Origin of the sequence: Haloferax sp. Atlit-10N, assembly GCF_003586325.1 — an archaeon.
In the GTDB taxonomy this organism is placed as follows: Archaea; Halobacteriota; Halobacteria; order Halobacteriales; family Haloferacaceae; genus Haloferax; species Haloferax prahovense.
In genome coordinates this window covers 1-18,761 of sequence record NZ_PSYX01000005.1, presented here as the reverse complement: position 1 = coordinate 18,761, position 18,761 = coordinate 1, and the positions used below count along the sequence as shown (strand labels likewise).

At 65.9% G+C, this 18,761-nt stretch carries 15 protein-coding genes and 1 pseudogene; 7 read left to right on the top strand and 9 right to left on the bottom strand.

Features of this window, described 5'->3' with window-relative positions:
• The first annotated feature begins 101 nt into the window (after positions 1-101).
• The 5 genes from C5B91_RS14800 to C5B91_RS14780 all read left to right on the top strand — a co-directional run bounded on the left by C5B91_RS14800 (position 102) and on the right by C5B91_RS14780 (position 5,114).
• On the top strand, positions 102-1,148 hold the full coding sequence (locus tag C5B91_RS14800) for an alanine--glyoxylate aminotransferase family protein (protein ID WP_115819919.1): 1,047 nt from the start codon (positions 102-104) through the stop codon (positions 1,146-1,148).
• Between the two features lie 72 nt (positions 1,149-1,220).
• A complete protein-coding gene (locus tag C5B91_RS14795) occupies positions 1,221-1,805 on the top strand; it encodes a hypothetical protein (RefSeq protein WP_049968941.1) in 585 nt (194 codons plus the stop codon).
• A 37-nt stretch (positions 1,806-1,842) separates the two neighbouring features.
• Entirely contained in the window at positions 1,843-2,337 is a 495-nt protein-coding gene (locus C5B91_RS14790; protein WP_233514267.1) for a hypothetical protein, read from the top strand.
• A 128-nt stretch (positions 2,338-2,465) separates the two neighbouring features.
• A complete protein-coding gene (locus tag C5B91_RS14785; protein WP_049968940.1) occupies positions 2,466-4,139 on the top strand; it encodes an FAD-dependent oxidoreductase in 1,674 nt (557 codons plus the stop codon).
• A 72-nt stretch (positions 4,140-4,211) separates the two neighbouring features.
• A complete protein-coding gene (locus C5B91_RS14780; protein WP_115819918.1) occupies positions 4,212-5,114 on the top strand; it encodes a pyridoxamine 5'-phosphate oxidase family protein in 903 nt (300 codons plus the stop codon).
• A 28-nt stretch (positions 5,115-5,142) separates the two neighbouring features.
• On the opposite strand, the gene C5B91_RS14775 is transcribed toward C5B91_RS14780, so the two are convergent.
• The 5 genes from C5B91_RS14775 to C5B91_RS14755 form a co-directional block, all read right to left on the bottom strand.
• Positions 5,143-6,231 (bottom strand): phosphate uptake regulator PhoU, encoded by a 1,089-nt coding sequence (locus C5B91_RS14775; RefSeq protein WP_115819917.1) that lies wholly within the window; start codon positions 6,229-6,231, stop codon positions 5,143-5,145.
• A 245-nt stretch (positions 6,232-6,476) separates the two neighbouring features.
• Complete coding sequence (gene pstB / locus C5B91_RS14770) at positions 6,477-7,427, bottom strand: phosphate ABC transporter ATP-binding protein PstB (RefSeq protein ID WP_049968938.1); 951 nt, start codon at positions 7,425-7,427, stop codon at positions 6,477-6,479.
• Positions 7,428-7,429: 2 nt separating this feature from the next.
• A complete protein-coding gene (gene pstA / locus C5B91_RS14765) occupies positions 7,430-9,052 on the bottom strand; it encodes a phosphate ABC transporter permease PstA (RefSeq protein ID WP_115819916.1) in 1,623 nt (540 codons plus the stop codon).
• Positions 9,052-10,185: a phosphate ABC transporter permease subunit PstC gene (gene pstC / locus C5B91_RS14760; protein ID WP_008093844.1), complete on the bottom strand. Its 1,134-nt coding sequence runs from the start codon at positions 10,183-10,185 to the stop codon at positions 9,052-9,054. The genes pstA and pstC overlap by 1 nt, the downstream gene beginning before the upstream one ends.
• Positions 10,186-10,247: 62 nt before the next feature.
• A complete protein-coding gene (locus C5B91_RS14755; protein WP_008093842.1) occupies positions 10,248-11,441 on the bottom strand; it encodes a substrate-binding domain-containing protein in 1,194 nt (397 codons plus the stop codon).
• Between the two features lie 185 nt (positions 11,442-11,626).
• Here C5B91_RS14755 and C5B91_RS14750 point away from each other — a divergent pair, with 185 nt between their 5' ends.
• A complete protein-coding gene (locus C5B91_RS14750; protein ID WP_115819915.1) occupies positions 11,627-12,610 on the top strand; it encodes a halo transducer protein in 984 nt (327 codons plus the stop codon).
• A gap of 33 nt (positions 12,611-12,643) precedes the next feature.
• On the opposite strand, the gene C5B91_RS14745 is transcribed toward C5B91_RS14750, so the two are convergent.
• The 4 genes from C5B91_RS14745 to C5B91_RS14730 all read right to left on the bottom strand — a co-directional run bounded on the left by C5B91_RS14745 (position 12,644) and on the right by C5B91_RS14730 (position 18,013).
• Entirely contained in the window at positions 12,644-15,793 is a 3,150-nt protein-coding gene (locus C5B91_RS14745; RefSeq protein ID WP_115819914.1) for a type 2 lanthipeptide synthetase LanM family protein, read from the bottom strand.
• A gap of 113 nt (positions 15,794-15,906) precedes the next feature.
• Positions 15,907-16,086: a hypothetical protein gene (locus tag C5B91_RS14740; protein WP_049968935.1), complete on the bottom strand. Its 180-nt coding sequence runs from the start codon at positions 16,084-16,086 to the stop codon at positions 15,907-15,909.
• A 110-nt stretch (positions 16,087-16,196) separates the two neighbouring features.
• Complete coding sequence (locus tag C5B91_RS14735) at positions 16,197-17,036, bottom strand: hypothetical protein (RefSeq protein WP_008093836.1); 840 nt, start codon at positions 17,034-17,036, stop codon at positions 16,197-16,199.
• Entirely contained in the window at positions 17,033-18,013 is a 981-nt protein-coding gene (locus tag C5B91_RS14730) for an ABC transporter ATP-binding protein (RefSeq protein ID WP_008093835.1), read from the bottom strand. Before C5B91_RS14730 ends, C5B91_RS14735 begins: the two co-directional genes overlap by 4 nt.
• Positions 18,014-18,390: 377 nt before the next feature.
• On the opposite strand from C5B91_RS14730, the pseudogene sod reads away from it, so the two are divergent.
• Positions 18,391-18,761 (top strand): annotated as a pseudogene (gene sod, locus C5B91_RS14725) (superoxide dismutase [Mn]); the annotation flags it as partial.

Below are 18,761 nucleotides of genomic sequence, written 5' to 3'. Positions count from 1 at the left end.
CCGGCCGCGTCCGCCGCCCACCACCCCCGCCGAGCAGGCCGTGGTCGGGCACCCGCCGCGGATGCCGTACTGCTAAGACGCTCTGTTCGTAACGGGAATCCATGCTGATGACACCCGGTCCCACGGCCGTGCCGCCGCGGGTCCGCGACCGACTGAGCGAGCCGATGCCGAATCCCGATATCGAGCAGTCCTTCTTCGACACCTACGACGGCGTCTGCGAGAAGCTCCGGCGGGTCTACGACACCGACGACGACGTGGTCGTCATGGGCGGTGAGGGTATCCTCGGTCTCGAAGCCGCCATCGCCTCCACGGTCGCCCCCGGCGACGACGTGCTCTGCGTCTCGAACGGCCTCTACGGCGACGGCTTCGCCGACTTCGTCGAGAGCTACGGCGGCGAACCGACCGTCGTCGGTGCCGACTACACCGACCCGCTCGACGTGACGGGCGTCGAAGCCGCGCTCCACGAGGGCGAGTTCGAGGTCGCCACGATGGTCCACTGCGAGACGCCGACGGGGACGCTCAACGACATCGCGCCGGTCCTCGAACTTCTGTCCGACCACGGCGTGTTGACCATCGTCGACGCCGTCTCCTCGCTCGGCGGCACCCCCGTCCCGAGCGAGCACATCGACATCAACCTCGGCGCGTCCCAGAAGGCGTTCAGCTCGCCCCCGGGCCTCACCACGGTCGCCGTCAGCGACCGCGCGTGGGAGGTCATCGAGGAGCGCGACCCCGACTCCCTCTACACGAACCTCCTGCCGTGGCGCGACACGAGCGGGGGCTTCCCGTACACCCACCTCGGCGCGAACGTCGCCGCCCTCGACGAGTCGCTGTCGATGCTCCTCGAAGCGGGCCTCGACGCCGTCTACGAGCGCCACGAGGAGGCCGCCGCGCACTGCCGCGAGCGCGGGGCCGACCTCGGACTCGACCTCTACCCCGACGCCGAGCGGAGCGCTCCGACGGTGACGGCGTTTTACCTTCCCGACGAGGCGAAACGCGTCCGGAACGAACTCGAAGCCGAACACGACATCGTCCTCGCGACCGGCCTCGCCGACCTCGCCGACGACATCCTCCGCGTCGGCCACATGGGTTACAACGCCGACGTGGAGAAGGTCGACCGCGTGATGGACGCGCTCGCGACCGTCGTCTGAGGGCGGCCGTTCGTCCGGAACCGACCGCCGTCCGGCTGTCAACGTTTTTACCCGAAGCCGACGACAGTCTCGGTGAGAACAACCGTGACCGAGACGAGTGATTCAGCGGGACGGCGGCGACCAGACGACGGAATCAGGGCTGCCATCGTCGCCGTGTTCCTGACGGGGCTCCGCCGCCGCAACCCGGCCGCGATGGTGAACGCCGTGTTCGCCCTCGCGGGCACGTTCCTCCCCGTCGCAGTCGAGCGACTGGCCGGCGTCGAGTTCCGTCCGTGGCAGCGCCTCTACGTCGAATCGGCGATGCTGACCCACTCGGTCGGGATGCTCGGCCCCTACGACGACGTGTGGTGGTGGGACCACCTCACCCACGCCCACTCGGCGACGATTCTCGGCGGGGTCGTCTACGTCCTCTCGCGCCGCCGCGGCCGCGACCCCTCGACGCGCGTCCTCGCGGTCGTGGTCTGCGCCGGCGTGCTCTGGGAACTCGCCGAGTACGCCATCCACCGCGGGGCCGACGCGCTCGGTATCGAACCCGTGCTCGTCTCCTACGGCCGGGCCGACACCGCCCTCGACCTCGTCTTTAACCTCGTTGGCGCGGCGCTCGTCGTCCTGTTCGGCGACCGCGCCCTGACGAATCTCGTTCCCGAAGTCGCGTGAGCCCCGGCCAGAACGCGCCGGGCACCGGAACGGTGATGTGACTCCGTCGGAGTTACAGCGTCGTGAATCGGCGGTCGCTACTTGCAACATCGGGCTCGGTTCGGTCGCCGCGCTGAGCGGCTGTCTCACCATCGAAGGAGTCAACGGGGGCGTACTCACGGTGATGCACATCCCGTCACCGGAGGCCGCGGAGATCGTTTCCGCCTCGGACGAACGACTCGACGGAGCGGAGTTGATACTGCGAGCGCTCGACCGAGTGACCCAACGAGACCCCTACAGCGTGATGGACTTTCGTCTGGCCAGAGACGAGTACGCGGCTGTCGCGGCCGCACTCGAGGACCTTCCGTACTACGACCGCTCGGAGCACGAAGCGTCGATTCCATCGGGGTACTACGTGAGCCACGGCGAGTTCGTCTATCGACTCGCGCACACACCCCTCTGTTCTGATACCCCGCTCGTCTCCGCTGACGACTCTCGGAACCGGTGTTGGACGTCAGTTCCCGAAGTTCCCGAAGACGCAACCACGTTGTAGCGACGCTCTCGTCGTCTCCGTCGACCCGTTCTCTGCTACGGGGCGGGTGTGCCGCGGTTCTCGCCCGCTGAGACGGCAGATGCTTCGATATTGCAAATAATTATTCCGTCTCGCACCACGAGTAGCGTATGTCAGCAGGCAGTTTTCGAGTCGCCGTTCTCGGGGGAGGGGTCGGCGGGCTGAGCGCGGCGCACGAACTCGGGGAACGCGGCTTCGACGTGACCGTGTACGAGGCCAAATCGCGACTGGGCGGGAAAGCTCGGAGCTTCTCGGTCCCCTCCGGTGACGACGGTCACTCGCTGCCGGCAGAACACGGGTTTCGGTTCTTCCCGGGGTTTTATCGGAATCTCCGCGACACGCTCGGCCGAATTCCGCGGGCGGCCGGGGGCACGGTCGCGGACAACCTCGTCGAGACGGACGAAACGCTCATCGCGACGACGACGGGCGAAGAGATGCGGTCCGAGACGCGGACGCCGAACACGATTGCCGAGTGGGTCGCCGCGCTCAAACCGACAATCGGCGGCGGCGAAATCAGCCCCGCCGAGACGAACTACTTCTTACGACGCCTGCTGGTGCTGCTGACGAGTTGTCGAGCGCGCCGCGAACGGGAACTCGACCGCGTGTCGTGGTGGGAGTTCGTCGACGCGGAGGCGCAGTCACCGGCCTACCGCAAGCACCTCGCCGAGAGCACGCAGGCACTCGTCGCGCTGAAGCCCCAGCGCGGGAGCGCCCGTACCATCGGACAGATCTACGCGCAGTTGATGCTCGATCAGATTGACCCCAACCGGCCGACCGAGGCGGTGCTCAACGGCCCGACGAGCGAGGTCTGGATGACGCCGTGGGAGTCCTATCTGGAATCGTTGGGCGTGTCCGTCCGCACGGAATCGCCGGTCACGAAAATCGACTCCGACGGCCGTCGCGTCACCGGCGTCGAACTCGCCGGCGGGGAACGAGTGACCGCGGACTACTACGTGGCGGCGCTTCCGGTCGAGGTAATGGCGTCGTTGGTGACGCCGGAACTCCGGCTGGCGGCCCCGTCGCTCGGAACCATCGGGCGACTCGACACCGCTTGGATGAACGGGATTCAGTTCTACCTCACCGAGGACCTGCCACTCGCGCGCGGCCATCAAGCGTACACAGACTCCCCGTGGGCGCTGACCGCGATCTCGCAGCGCCAGTTCTGGGACGACGGCCCGTTCGACATCGAGACGTGTGCCGACGGCTCGATTCGAGGGGTCCTCTCCGCCATTATCTCGGACTGGGAGACCCCCGGATCGGTGTACGACAAGCCGGCCCGCGAGTGTAGCCGCGAGGAGATCAAAACCGAGGTCTGGCACCAACTGACGGCTCACCTCAACCGGGATGCGGAGCGGCTCTCGACCGAGTACCTGTACGACTGGGTTCTCGACCCCGCAATCGTCGAGACCGGCGACGGCATGGAGAATCACGAACCGCTGCTAATCAACACGGTCGGCTCGCTCCGAGACCGGCCCCCTGCGGTGACCGACGCACCGAACCTCGTGTTGGCGGCCGACTACGTCCGCACGGACACTGACTTGGCGACGATGGAGAGCGCGAACGAGGCGGCCCGCCGAGCCGTCGGTGGCATCGTCGAGCGCACGGGGGCCGGAGCGCCGCCCCCGACTGTCTGGGGGCTGTCTGAGCCACAACTGTTCGACCCGCCGAAGCGGCAGGACGAGGTCGCGTTTCGGCTGGGACTCCCACACCCCGGCGAGGCCGAGCGCGGACTGCGGTCGACGTTCCGAGGGCTGCGCACGAGCGGCTGGGGATTCGATGACTGACCCTTGTCCTCGGCGCTGGGTTCGCATCGAAGCTCCGGAAACGGATCGATTGCCGCGCCCCCGGAGTCGTCTGTGACGGCGTCCACCGCGACCGACCGGATTCGAGACGCCGTGTACGACTCGCTGACGGCCGAGTTCGCGACGACCCGCGACAACCGCCCGGCGGTGGTGCCGGTCACGCCCTTTTTCGACCGCGAACGGGAGGTCGTCGTGGTAACGGCCGCGCCGGCGTTCGCGGGGAAAGCCGAGCGAGCGGCGGCCAACCCGCGGGTGTCGCTCCTGCTCCACGAAGGTGAGGGTCGATTGCACCTCACTGGACGCGCAACGGTTCGAGACGACGACTTGGAAGCGAACACCGCCGTCGTCGAGCGACTCATCCGCGACGAGCCGCCGTCGCCGAAACGGGAGGCGATGGTCGAGGCGGCAGACTTCCTCGGAACGCGGCTCGGGCTGCTCCTTCTGGACTGGTACGGGCTTCGGATTCTCATCGAAATTCGGCCGACTGCAGTCGACTCCCGCCCGTCCGATGGCACGACGACGGTCCCGACGTGGAGCGCGGCCGGCGTCGACAGCGGAGAGGCGGAGACGTACGACCGGGTGGTCGCGACCGTCACCGACGACGCGGGATATCCCCGAAGTTGGCCGGTTTCGTCCGCGACCGTTCGCGACGGTCGGCTCCGGCTGACGCCGCCGGACGACGTGAGGCCGGTCGACGGCCAGCCCGCGTGCGTCCTCGTCCACTGGCACGACGCGGACCTCGCGAAGCTCGAACAGCGACTCATCCGCGGTCGGTGTCGGAAGGACGCGCGCGGACTGGTGTTCGACCCCGCGAGTTCGTTCCACCTGCGGAACCGAACGCCGCGGGACCGCCTTCGGTTCATCGTCGACGGCAAGCGTCGGACGCGGGCCTACTTCGACGACCGCGGACGGACGTACAGACCGGTTCCTCGCCTTCGGACGCTCCTCGAGTGGTGAAAGTCAGTACGACCGCCGAACGGACACCCTACGCGCGCTGGGTGTGTTCCGCGGACTCGGTGCCGCCCTCGCGGGCGGGCTTTTCGTCCATGTTTCGGGTCCGGACCGCCGTCCTGAGCCCGACTTCGGCGACGTTACCGGCGTGTTCGGCAGTTCGTTCGAGCGCGTGAAGCGCGTGCGCGAATCGGTAGTTCGCGTCAGCGTCGACCTCCTCGAACAGCCGTCGCTCCACGTCGGCGACGCCCTCGCAGACCCGGTCGCGCGCCGCCAGCGCCTCCCGCGCCGCGTCGGGGTCGTCGCCTTCGAGGGTGACCTGTACCGCTGATTCGAGCGACTCCGGGACCAACTCGGCGAGTTCGGACACCTCGTCGGCGACTGCGGGAGGAAGCGGGTCGGCGACCGCCGACGCGACGGCGGCGATTCGCTCGGCCTGGTCGGCGACGCGCTCTAGCTCGCGGGCCGCGGTGTGGAGTCGGAACAGCTCCGGGCGCGTCTCTCCGAGGGCGTCCACCTCGTCGAGGCGGTCGAGCCCGCGGGTGAAGTGCCGGTCGACCATGGCGAACAGGCGGTCGGCGCGGTCGTCGCGCTCCGCGAAGCCGTCGAGGGGGGCGGCACCGGTGAGTGCGGCGGTCGCGTCGCGGTGCATCGAGACGGCGACGAACTGGAGTTGTCGAACCGACTGGCGGATAGAGACCTCGTTCGCGTCGAGGACGTTCCGCACCGTGACGGCGGTGTCCGACTCCTCCGTGATGGTCACGCCGACGAGGTTCCGTGCGACCCGCCTGACGGCCTGTCGCTGTTCGGCGTCGAACGTCCCGTCGGCCTCGATGACGACCTGTTTCGACCCGGCGGCGTAGGCCGCCCGGAGCGTCTGTTCGAGGAAGTCGCCGCCTGTGGAGTCGACTCCGCCGTCCGCGTCGCTCCCACCGACAGTCACCGTGAACTGCATCGACGAATCGTCCTCGCGCTCGGGAGCCTGCACGACTAACATCCCGTCGAGGTGCGTGTGGAGGTTGACGACGGTTCCGGCGGTGATGCCCTCACCGTCCGCCCACTCTCGGGGGAGCGAGACGGTGAACGTCCCGTTGCTGACCTGCTGAATCTTGCGTGTCTCCATTGTGTTGGCTGTCTGAGTTCGTGTTGTCTGAATGCCAGTTCCGCGGTGACGCCGACCCCGCCTCGGCGGGTGGCTCGACTGGCGAGAAGCGAGCGCCGCCGACTGATGGGCCGACTCCGACGGCGGCAAGTCGTCGAACCCCGTCGTCGCGTCGGGAAGTCGAAGTCGGGATACCGGCCGCGGGGACGGGCGGGCGGGTCGGCGGTCTGTCCGGGTCGAGACGGCGGGTGTGGGTCTGGCGTCGACTACCCGAACTTCCCGCTGATGTAGTCCTCGACGCGCTGGCTCTGGGGGTCTTCGAACACCTGGTCGGTGTCGCCGTACTCGACGAGTTCGCCGCCGGTGAGGAACACCGCCGTCTGGTCCGAGATGCGCGCCGCCTGCTGCATGTTGTGGGTGACGATGACGACCGTGTACTCCTCGGCGAGGTCGTGGACGAGGTCCTCGATTTTCGAGGTCGCGATGGGGTCGAGCGCCGAGGCGGGTTCGTCCATGAGCAGCACTTCGGGGTCGGTCGCCAGCGCGCGGGCGATGCAGAGCCGCTGTTGCTGACCGCCCGAGAGCCCGAGCGCGTTGTCGTCGAGGCGGTCGTTCACCTCGTCCCACAGCGCCGCCTGTCGGAGGGAGCGCTCGACGAGTTCGTCGACCGCGTCGTCGTCGCTCCGGCCGAGCAGGTTGGCGAGCAGACCGGTGTCGAGGTCGCCGTGCTTCCGCGGGCCGTAGGAGATGTTGTCCGCGATGCTCTTCGGGAACGGGTTCGGCGACTGGAACACCATACCGACGCGCTTGCGAAGTTCGACGAGGTTGACGCCGTCCTGGTAGAGTTCCTCGCCTTCGAGTCGGACCGAGCCGTCGATGCTCGCGGCCTTGATGCGGTCGTTCATTCGGTTGAGACACCGGAGGAACGTCGACTTCCCGCAGCCGGAGGGGCCGATGAGCGCCGTGACGCTGTTTTCGGGAATCTCCATCGAGACGCTCTTCAGCGCGTGGTCGTCGCCGTAGTACACGTCGAGGTCGGAGACCGAGAGCTTCGCCTCGCCCTCGAACTCGTGTTCGACCCACTCCTCGCGGGTCCGCTCGCGCGTCTCGCCGCTCGTGACTTCGAGCGGCTGGTCGGTGCCGGGGCTCGCGCCGCCGGCGAGTTCGCTGTCCGCCGTCGCCTGTGCGTCGTCCGTCGTCTGTCTGGTTTCACTCATGGTTAGTCGTGCTGAAGTTTACTCCGGAAGTAGTATCGCGTCGCGATGCCGATCGCGTAGAAGCCCAAGACGACCACGAGCAGGATGAGCGCCGTCGCCCACCGGAACTCGTCGATGGCGCTGATGTTCGACGACTCCCCGACGCCCGCGGTGATAAGCGAGTAGAGCTGATACGGAAGCGCCGAGGTCGCCTGCATCAGTTCGGGGTTGGTGACGAACGGCGGCGCGTACTGGAGCTGGAAGCCGCCGAGCACGTCGACCGTCTGGCTGCCCGGCGGGGCGACGCTCCCCGACATGGTCAGGAGAATCGGCGCGGTCTCGCCGGCGATGCGGCCGACCCCGAGGATGATACCCGTGACGATGCCCGGAAGCGCTGCCGGGAGGACGATGCTCCGAACGGTCTGCCACTTCGTGACGCCGAGGGCTGCGCTCGCGTCGCGGTACTCGTCGGGGACCGCCAGCATCGACTCCCGACTCGTGATGACGACGAGCGGGAGGAGCATGAAGCCGAGCGTGAGCATCCCCGCCAGCAGCGACTTCTGGTTGCCGAGCCGCGGAACGAGGAACGCCAGTCCGAACAGCCCGAAGACGATGCTGGGCGTGCTCCACAGACCGTTAGTTGCGATTTCGACGACCTGCGTGAAGCGCCCGCGGTCGGCGTACTCGGTGATGAAGACTGCCGCACCGATACCGAGCGGAACGGCGAACAGCACCGCGCCGACGACGAGCCAAATCGTGCCCACGATGGCCGGAAGGACGCCGTTCACGTCGTTGAGGAGCGCAACGCCGTTCATCACGAACGGCCACGAGACGGGAAGCGAGAACGTCACGCCGACGAGCGTCACTTCGGGACCCGCACCCGCGCCGAACGCGAGGCCCTTGAACAGCCCCGGCAGGCCCTTCAGGACCGTAAACGCGACGAGGAGGAACAGCAGCGCGATGATGGAGATGGCGTTCAGGTAGACGAGGACGTACGCGCCGATGTGGCGGCCGCGCGCGCCGAACCCGCCGTAGGCCTTCGCGGCGGCCCAGCCGACGAGCAGGGAACAGAACGCCGTCAGGACCGGAATCGTGAACTCGGCGTTGAACGACGCCTGCTGTTCCCACCCGAGGTCCCAGAGCCACGATGGGCCGATGACGCCGGTGAGGAAGACGACGCCGGCGAAGACGGCCAGCGCGCCGGCGGGGAGCGTCGAGCCGATGTCCTCGCGGGGGAGCGCGCTCACCGCGAACGCGGCCCCGCCGGTGACGAGCGACGCGACGACCCACCCGGCCGTCCCGAGCCCGAGCGTCTGCGAGGCGACCAGTCCGCCGACGACGAACCAGATGAGGCCGAACGTCCCGGAGGCGAGAAGCCCGGCGGTCGGTCTGGGGTCGGTGGCGACGTAGCCGAGTCGGGAGCCGACGCCGAAGGTGACGACGGCGAAGCCGAGAACGACCAACAGTCCGCCGAGGAGCGCGACCATCGGCACGCCCGCGACGGGGTCGGTGATGGTCACGAGTTCGAACACCGACGCGAGCGAGAGGGCGAACAGCACCGCCGCCAGTCCCACCGCGCCGGCGGCGACCGCTTCTGTTTCGGAGGTGTCCTCGCTGACGAGCGCGGTGTCGGTCGCGCCCGCCATTATTCGGCACCTCCGAGCTTCCGGCGCATGCGCGCCTCGATGTACTGCGAGCCGATGCTGAGGAACAGCACCGTGACGAACAGGATGACGCCCGCGACGAACAGCGCCGAGAGCTGGAGACCGTCGGCGTCGCCGTAGTTCGCCGCGATGAGCGACGTGAGCGTGTCGTTACCGTAGAAGACGTTGTACAGCGGCTTCGTGAGGCCCGGACTGCCGCGGAGCATCACGGTGGCCGCCATCGTCTCGCCGATGGCGCGGCCCACGCCGAGGAGGACCGCGGCCGAGACGCCCGAGAACGCCGCCGGCAACGTGATGGAGGTCATCGTCTGCCAGTCGGTCGTGCCGAGAGCGAGCGACCCGCTTTTCATCGACTCGGGGACGCTGTTGAGCGCGTCTTCGGCGACCGAGACGACCGTCGGGAGCGCCATCAGGCCGACGACGATGCCGACGAACAGGTACGTGCCCTGCCCGACGATGTCGAACTGGTCGGCCGCCCACGGGCTGAGGATGGTAAAGCCGATGAAACCGTAGACGATGGAAGGGATGCCCGCCAGAATCTCGACCCCCGGTTTGACGAGTTCGCGGACGGTCCGCGGGGCGATTTCGCTGAGGAAGAGCGCCGCGGCCACGCCCAGCGGGGCGGCGACCGCCGTCGCGATGATGGTGACGAGCACCGTCCCGTGAATCATCGGGACGAGCGAGTACTGAATCGGCGGCGTCACCGGACTCCAGCGCGTCTCGATGAAGAGTCGCAGGCCGGGAATCGGCACGCCGAAGACGTTCACGGTCGCGTACTGCACGGTCGGCCACGCCTCCGCGAAGATGAAGACGAGAATGAGCCCGAGGACGAGGATGGTCGAGACCGTCGTCGTCAGCGTGAGCACGCGCGCTGTCAATTCTTGGTGTCTGAGCCAGCCGTAGCCCGTCGCGACGAGGAACACCGCGAACGGGATAGCCGTCAGCGAGGAGACGGCCAGAAAGCCCGCGAACGCCGCGAGAAGCGACACCGCCGCGACCGTGACCGTGACGAGCGCGTCAGGCGGCGTCTCGTCGACGAAGTCGCGACCGCGCCGGAGCCCTCGCCGAGCCGCCGCTCGGAGGCCGGCACCGTCGGAGTTTGGAAGTACGTTCATGATTGGAGCGTCGATGAATGGAAAGAACGAGGTTCAGGAACCGCTACCGCGTCCGAGTCGCGTTACGCTTGGCTCGGAAGCTTGTCCTTCTCGGACTGAAGGTCCTTGTCAGGCAGTGGGATGTAGTTGTTGTCCTCGACGAACACCTTCTGACCGAACGTGGTCAGGAACATGTTCATGAACGCGGCTTCGCGCATGTCCGTCCCGCTCGGGGTGTCCTCCGTGATGGTCGTGTACTGGTGGAGGTCGCGGTTGAGTGGGTAGTCGCTGTCGAAGATGGTGTGCTCCGCGCTCTTGTCCGGCGCGTAGAGCGTGCCCTCGAATTCGATACCGATGGGCTGGACCTGCGGGCCGGTGAACGCGAGTGCCATGTACGCGATGGCACCGTCGTTCTGCTGGACGACGGTCGCAACCTGCTGGTTCTGGCCCTTCCGGGTGTCGACGCCCTCCATCGAGGCGTCGGCGCTGCCGAGCATGTTGAGGCGGAACGAGGTGTCCGTCCCGGAGCCTTCCGCGCGGCCGACCACGTAGATTTCCTGGTCGTGGCCGCCGACTTCGCTCCAGTTGGTGATTTCGTCCTGGTAGATTTTGCGAACTTCTTCGCCGGTGAGTTCCGTCACGCCTGCGTCGTAGACGTCCTTCGAGACGACGACGGGCTGGCCGTCGCGGCCGAGGACGTGGTCCACGTAGTTCGCGTCGCGCTCTTCTTCGCTGATGCCGAGTTCTGCCGTGATGGGGCCAGAGGAGTTACCGATGTCCACGAGGCCGTCACGGACGGACTTACAGCCCGTCCCGGAGTGGCTCAGGCCGATGGACGTTGCGAACGCGGGGTTCGCCTGCGTCTCGGTCGGCTCGAAGCCGTAGAGGGATGCGAAGTAGTCGGCCAGACGCATGTCCGGTGCGCCGAGTTCGTCCCAGCCGGGGACGGTAGATTCGTCGTTCGAACCCCAGTACTCGCCGTCGCTCGGCGGCGCGTTGGAGTTCCAGTAGGAACTCCCCTTGTTCGCGATGGGATACACCGTCGAGGAGCCCTCGGCGGTGAGCATCTGCGGCGCGCTCGATTCGGTCGTCTCCTCGGGGGTCGAGGTCGTGGTCTCCGGAGCGTCCGTCTCTTCTTCTTCGGTCGCCGGCGCGTCGGTCTCGGGGTTCGACTGCCCCGAACAACCGGCGAGCCCCGCGACGCCCGCCGCGCTCGATGCGACGAGGAACTGCCGACGTGATACGCTGCCTGCCAACTTCTTGGAATCTTGCGCCATCACGTGGTCAGACCCGGTTTTAAATAAAATGCGTTTATAATACCACTTTAGTTCTATCAGAGTTCAACGTAACACTAAGAGTCGAAATAGTTCGATATTAGCGCACACATCGGTACCGAGACCTATATACTCGAACGTAATCGAGACGACAGAAAATATAACGGGCCCCGGGATACGTACGCACGATGGCCCAGCAGGACGGAACCACCGGCTCAGAACGTATCGTCGGTCTGTCGAAATCCGCGGCGGTCGAGCGCGTCGTGGACGCCGACGAGTCCCGAGACCCCGACACCGTTCGCGCGGTGCTCGACCACGTGACCGAAGACGGCATCGTGACGGCCGACGGCGTCGACTCGGCGGTCACGGACACGTCGATGATTCTCTCGACCGCGGAGACGCGCGTCGAACTCGCGTCCATCGACCTCGACGACGCCGGTGAGGCCGCCGGCGACGACGCGGCCGTCGGTGCCGTTCGGTCCCGTCTCGACGTGTTCGAGTCGAAGGTCGCGAACGCGGCCGAGCGGGTCGAATCGCTCGGCGAGAAGTTACAGGGGCTCTCCGGGTGGCGCGACGACCCCCGGTCCGTCTACGATACTGTGCTCGGACTCCGGAAGGTCGCGTCCGAGTCGCAGGCGCTCACCGCGCACGCGGACAACGTACAACTCGACATCGAGGAGTTCGAGCGCTGGCTGTCGAACCACGACGCTCGCGTGCGCGGGCTCGACGGCGACGTGACGGCGCTCGAACAGTCGCTCGACGGGCTTGCCGACCGAGTGGCGTTCGTCGCCGACGCGAACGATGCCGACACGCCCGAGGCGGGAGGCGACGACCGCGCGACCGAGTGGTACAACGCCGCGCTCCGCGCCCGCGTCTCCGACCTGCTGGTCGAGGACGTGCGGGCCGAACTCGCCGACCTGCGGGAACTGGCTCCCGAGTCGGCCGCTGAGAGTGACGGTCTCGGCGACGCTGCCGCCGACCTCGACGAACTCGACGCCCGCGTTGAACGGCTCCGCGGGCGACTCGACGAGCTCGTCCGACCGTCGTGGGGCGACGAGTACGGGGCGCGAATCGAGTCGTTCGAGGCGACGCTCGCCGCGTTCGAACCGCCGGTGTCGTGGGGCGCGGTGCAGGCCGAACTCGACGACGCCCGGGTCGGCGACGACGAGTGAGTGGAGGAGGGTGGTAGAGAGTGAAGGCCCCACTTACTCCAAGAGGAGGACGGAGGGAAGTCGGTCGGGGTTCTCCAGTCGTAACAGCGAGTAGACGACGCCGGAGAGGCCGTGGAAGAACATCGGGTTCGGAAAGGTCGCCGTGTGTCCGGTCATCGAAAACTCGCCGTGGGCGTCTCTCCGAGTGAGACACCGGCGGGCCAGTTCGATTGCGTGTGAGCCGTCGAGAGGGCCGCGGCGCGCGCCGACGAGAAGCGCTTCGACCCGCCCGAAGTTCCCGCAGCAGACGTGGTCCATGTTCGACGGTTCGGCTCGCGCGGTCTCCGAGAGCGCGTCAATCGCGGCGTTGTGGAGGTCGCTGTCGTCGAGCGCGTCCGCGATGCCGAGCCGAGCGAGTGCCATTCCCGACCGCCCGTGACACCACTTATCATCATAGCTCGGGTCCTCGTGCGATTTCGCCCAGTTGTTCTGGTTCGGGTCGTACAGCGCCGATTCGAAGGCGAGTGCCTCGCGCGTTGCGTCCAAGAACCGTTCGTCCCCCGTCGCCTCGGCGAGGCGGGCGAGCGCGTAGCCGATTCCGCACGCACCGTGTGAGAACCCCGTGAGCGGCGGTTCATCCTCGGCAGTTCGCCACACTCGGTAGCCGTCTTCCAGCACGCGGCCATCAAGGAGGCGCTCTCCGCACGCGACTGCCCGGTCGAGAACGGACTCGTCGCCGTGCCGGTCGTAGTACGCGAGGAGGCCAAGCATGGTCCCGGCGGCCCCCTCCAGTACGTCGAACGTTTCGTCGTTCGTCACGTGGGACTCCGTGACGACGTCCGCGGCGGACCGCGCGGCGCGGCGGTATTCGTCGGCGTCGAGAAGCTCCGAGATGACCGTAAGCGTGTAGACGACCGACCCGACGCCGAGCATCCCACCCAAGTTCGGCGGCGGGCCACCGTCTTCGATGGCGTCGAGCACGGGCGATAAGACCTCTTCCGCCACGGTTCGATAGCGCGTCTCGCCCGTGGTCTCGAAGAGTGCCGCGGCCGCCAGCGCGATACCACCGCGTCCGTGGTACAGCGAGAAGTCAGTCGGATAGAGGTCGATACCCGTCTTCGTCGGTGAGATAGACACCCAGGCGTCGCCGTCTGGCGTCTCGATACCGGCGTCCAGAACCTCCTCGAACAGGGTCTTCGCGGTCGCACCGAACACCTCGGCAGAGACGTCAGGTTCGGGTGCGGGGCCCGGCACTTGCGGGCCGAACGCGTACTGTAGTAGCCACGCTTGTCGGTCGCGGTCGTCGTCGCTCATCGAGGCGACGCGCTGACGGCAGCGGTCGAATCCCGGCGTGTCGACATCGACGGGCAACTCGTTTCTATCGTGAGTGACTGTACTACTCGTCGGCGACGACGCGAACCGAGGGAAATCGCGGCGGCGAAGCGCCCTCCGCTCGGCGGCGTACAACGGCCAGTATCCGTCGGCGTCGATTCGGCCGTCGAAGAAGGGGACCGCGAGCTTTTCGTACTCGACCGAGAGGCGGGCCCCGTCTCGAAGCGGGTCGCGTGCGGCCGCCGACCGGAGAATCGAGCCGTATCGGGCCGTCGCCCGGTACACCAACCGATTTTCGATACCATCGACGAGGGTGGACGGCAACACGTCGCTGAAGAACGCGCCGTCTTCGTGTAGCGACCGGATGGTGTCGTACGCTTCGGTGAACCCCTCGACGAGCGCCTCGGTGTACGAAACCGGCGGGTGGTCGCCATCCGCGGTACTCGCGGTGTTCGTGGTCAGGTTGACCTCTGGCCGGACTTCCTCTACTGTCATGACGTCCGTGTTCGCCGCTTCGATACCGGGTTTGGAGACGTCTTTGAACGCTCGCTCACTCGAACTACCGAAGCCGGCGTGGGGAACGCCTGCATCGTCGTCGCTCGGGGTGCGCGGGTCACCAACCGACCACGGTGCCAAGAGCGTAGAGAGTATCGTACTGTGGGCGACCGTGGACACTTCCGTCGGCGTCGGCATGGCCGCCGGGTCAAGGGAGGGGTGGAAAGCCGTCTCGCCGTCGACGACCATCGGGCTCTCCCCGTCTACGAGCAGGTTCTCGTACTGGCAGTCGGTCATGTTGAGCGCGTACGCGACGCAAGTGAGGAGACCCGCTTGCTCGTAGTACCGCCGCACTGCGTCGGTATCGGCTAAGTCGTCGTACGCTATTGGCTCCATCCACCCGTAGCCGTCTCTGGGGAGGTACTCCGGGGACTGAAAGGTCGCGACCGACGTGCGTTCGCTCACGCGTTCGAGCACTTCGTACAGGGCCACGCCCCCGTCGACACCTCTCGGTTTGTAGATAACGTCCCTCGAACCGAACGAGACGCGGACGGGAATTCGGCCCTTCGCGTGCGCGTCCGTCGAGAGCGGTTCGAGCGAGGTCACCGAACCGTCGATGTCGAACCGCGCTTTGAGCGCGGGGGTGTCGTCTCGAATCCGCCGGCAGAGTTCGGAGACCGCATCGACCCAGTTGTCGATGATGACGGCGATTTGCCGGGCGAGAACGGGGTACTCGACGCAGAGGTTGGACATCCCATGTGCGAACATCGCGTCGATGAACTCCTCGTAGTACTCGGTCGGCGGGTCGTCAAACTCGTCAGGGTCGGCCGCAGCTAGTTCGGGGTCGAAGTGTTCTACGAAGCTCTTGAATTCGACGTATAGCGGCCGGACGCAGAGCGCGTGGAACCGTCTGGTTAGCCCCTCGACCAACGGCTCCACCGACTCGTCCGGAACGGAGAGCGTCCCGAGCCGACTCCGCGCGAACTCGCTGAATCCGGTCAAAAGCTCCCGGAACGGGACGTCATCCGGCGTGCTCGAGTAGCGCGTCGGGTCGGAAGACCGGAGGTACTCGATTAGTTCCTCGATTGTCTCGAGCCACGCCGGGAGCGGCACGTCGCTCGGCCACTTCGTGGCCGCCGACTCCGATTCGATGTCTCCCCGCCGGATTCCATCGGCTGACAGCCGCTCGGAGAACTGTTCTTCGTCGGCGAAAAGCCCTTCCCACTCGTCCAGAATCGTCGTCGGGGATATCTCGGGGTCGGGGCCGGGGTCGTTCGAAGGCCCTTCGAGACGCTCGTGGAGCGTCCGGGCACGACCGGCGATTTCGCGACGTTGTTGTTGTGTGAATACCGTCTCGTCAGATGTCGATGTAGCCATAGTAGGTGTGAATCGGTACGCTGTGGGGTGAATTGGAGAGCGCCTGCGAGCCGCCAGAAAAAACTGATGTACTTCTCCGCGGTCGAGCGACGCGGAGAAGGCTCGGAAACACCTCAGTTGGTGGTGTCGCAGCAGGGGAGCTTCGAGGCCGTGTGGCACGGGAGATAACACGACGCCGTCCCGGTGCTGTCGTGAGACATCTCGAACTTGTCGGAGATGATCGACCCGAAGAGGCCGTCGTAGTGTGATTTGTCAACAGTACGTGCAATACCGATGTCCAATGCGACTGACATCAAACTGTATGTCTGGACGACATGTTATAAATCTAATGGCAATTGGTTATAAACTCAGCTCGCGTCGCCGCTGGGGAGAGTGGGACGGCACCCGAACGGTGGATATTCGCTCAGTAGTGTCCCATGACGCCGCGGCGACGAGCGACCCGCGAGCAGTACTTGAAGACGACGTATCCGCAGACGAGGTAACCGACGCCGACCCCGAGGAGGACGGACAGTTCCTCGGCCGAGAACTCCCACAGTCGAATCCCGTGGCGCATCGATTGCTGGAGGAGCGCGGACCCCTGAACGAGCGGCAGTAGTCGAAGGAGCGGTACGTCTGCCGTTGGGGCACCCACGAGACCGACCATCGCGAACTGCATGAGGTTCGAAACCGCACCGATTCGCTTGTAGATGAGCGCGAGACCCGCGAACACGAACCCGATTCCGACGACCGAAAGTAGCGAAGCGGTTACCACGGGGACGATAGTGAGCAGGTCGACCGAGAGCGTCCGTCCCGTGGTCACCAGCATGAGAATGAGGATAACTCCGCCGATGGCCATGCTCTGAATCACGTTCGAGGCCGCTTTCAGGAGCATGACGCGGCCGAATCCGAACGGAGACATGTATAGCTGTTCGAGGGTTCCCCACTGGGACTCCTGTGTGATGTTCCCCGAGAGACCGGAGTACGCGCCTTGCGCCATCGTCCAGAGGAACCAACCGACGATGACGCCGTTGAGCGTCGAGTCGAGCGATTGTGGCGACCCACCGATTCCGCCCACCACCGCTTGCCCGCCGAAGAAGACGATGGCGAAGAACACGTACATCGTCGCCACGTTGATGGCGAAGTTCACGCGGTACCGGAGCATCACGGTGAACTGTTTTCTGATGACCTCCCAGAGGAGGCGACCGAGGCCGACGAGTGTCGTCGTCCCACCGAGGCTAGTCGAGTGCGCTGGCTCCGAACTCATGTCTGCGTGTCCATCTGTGGTGGGCGGTCAGATCCGAGTGAGCCCTCCGAAGACTCGTTTGTCAGTTGGATGAATATCTCCTCGAGATCTGGTTCGACCGAAGTGAACGACTCGACTTCGCACCCGACCTCGCGCAGTCCGTCGACGAGTCGGTAGAACTCGTCGCCGCCGACGCGGACCGAAAACTGGGTCGAATCACCTCTCGTCTCGAACGAGTCCGCGTCGAACTGAGCCGAGAGGTGCTGACGGTCCCGCTGTGAGAGCGTCCCATCGACTACGATACGATACGACTGTATGTCGAACACGTCGAGGAGGTCCGAGACGCTCTGGTCAGTGACGACCTCACCGTCATTCATCACCACAACTCGGTCGCAGATGTCCTCGATGACGTCCATGTCGTGGCTCGACAGGAGAAGCGTCGTTCCTTGGTCCGTGACGAGACGACGAAGTTCCTTGCGCAGCTCGAGCGAACTCTCGACGTCGAGTCCGAGCGTCGGCTCGTCCAGCAGAACGACGTCGGCGTCCCTCGCGAGCGTGCAGGCGAGCGAGACTTTCTGCTTTTCGCCCCGCGAGAGTTCTCTGACGGTCGAGTCAGCTTTGTCTGTGAGCCCAAATTTATCGAGCAGTTCCTGTTGACGTCGCTCTGTTTGCCCCGTCGACTCTCCGGCGAGTGCCGCGAAAAACCGCATATTCTCCCGAACCGTCAACCGCCAGTAGACGTTCCGAGCGCCCTCCAGCATCGCCCCGATGTGTTGGTACGCGCGCTCCGGTTCGTCATGTACGTCAGTCCCGTGAATCTGGACCGTTCCGTTCGTGGGAACGATGAGGCCGAGCAACGATTTAATCGTGGTCGTCTTCCCGGCACCATTGGGTCCGAGCAACCCGACGGCGGTGCCCCGCTCGATGTCGAAGTCCACTTGCTCGACTGCCGTGACCCGACCGTCGCTACCCTCGTACTGCTTGTGGAGGTCTGACACCGAGAGTGCGATAGGGTCCGGTTCAGAGGGAGGAACCGCTCCATCAGTTTGTAATGACGAATCGTTGAACTCTTCGAGCACGTCAGTTCGTGACGGCGGTCTACTATAATAAATTGTTGGCTACTAAACACGAACGGCAACTCCGCGAAGCCAGGGCTTTATCCCGCCCGCAGAGTGCATCTCCCCAGATCTCGAACCAGGCGAACGACTCGGATTCGTCTATTTGAAAGGCGTCCTACTGCTCGGCCCGCAGGCACTCTCCAAGAGCTAGTAAATCGTGGGTCGAGGTGCGAGCGTAAACTATCACATCCACTACGTAAATCGCGTTCAGCGAAAGTACATGTGTGTTCGGTCCCTCGGTCTAACTGCGAACACCAATGTCAGACTACGAACTTGACCCCCTCCCGTACGAGTACGACGCGCTTGAGCCCCACATCTCCGAGCAGGTGCTGACGTGGCATCACGACACCCACCATCAGGGCTACGTCAACGGCTGGAACGCGGCCGAGGAGACCCTCGCCGACAACCGCGAAGCAGGCGAGTTCGGCTCGTCTGCCGGCGCGCTTCGTAACGTCACCCACAACGGCTCGGGACACATTCTGCACGACCTGTTCTGGCAGAACATGTCGCCGGAAGGCGGCGACGAGCCCGAAGGCGCGCTCGCAGAGCGCATCGCCGAGGACTTCGGCTCCTACGAAGCCTGGAAGGGTGAATTCGAAGCGGCGGCCGGCGCAGCCGGCGGCTGGGC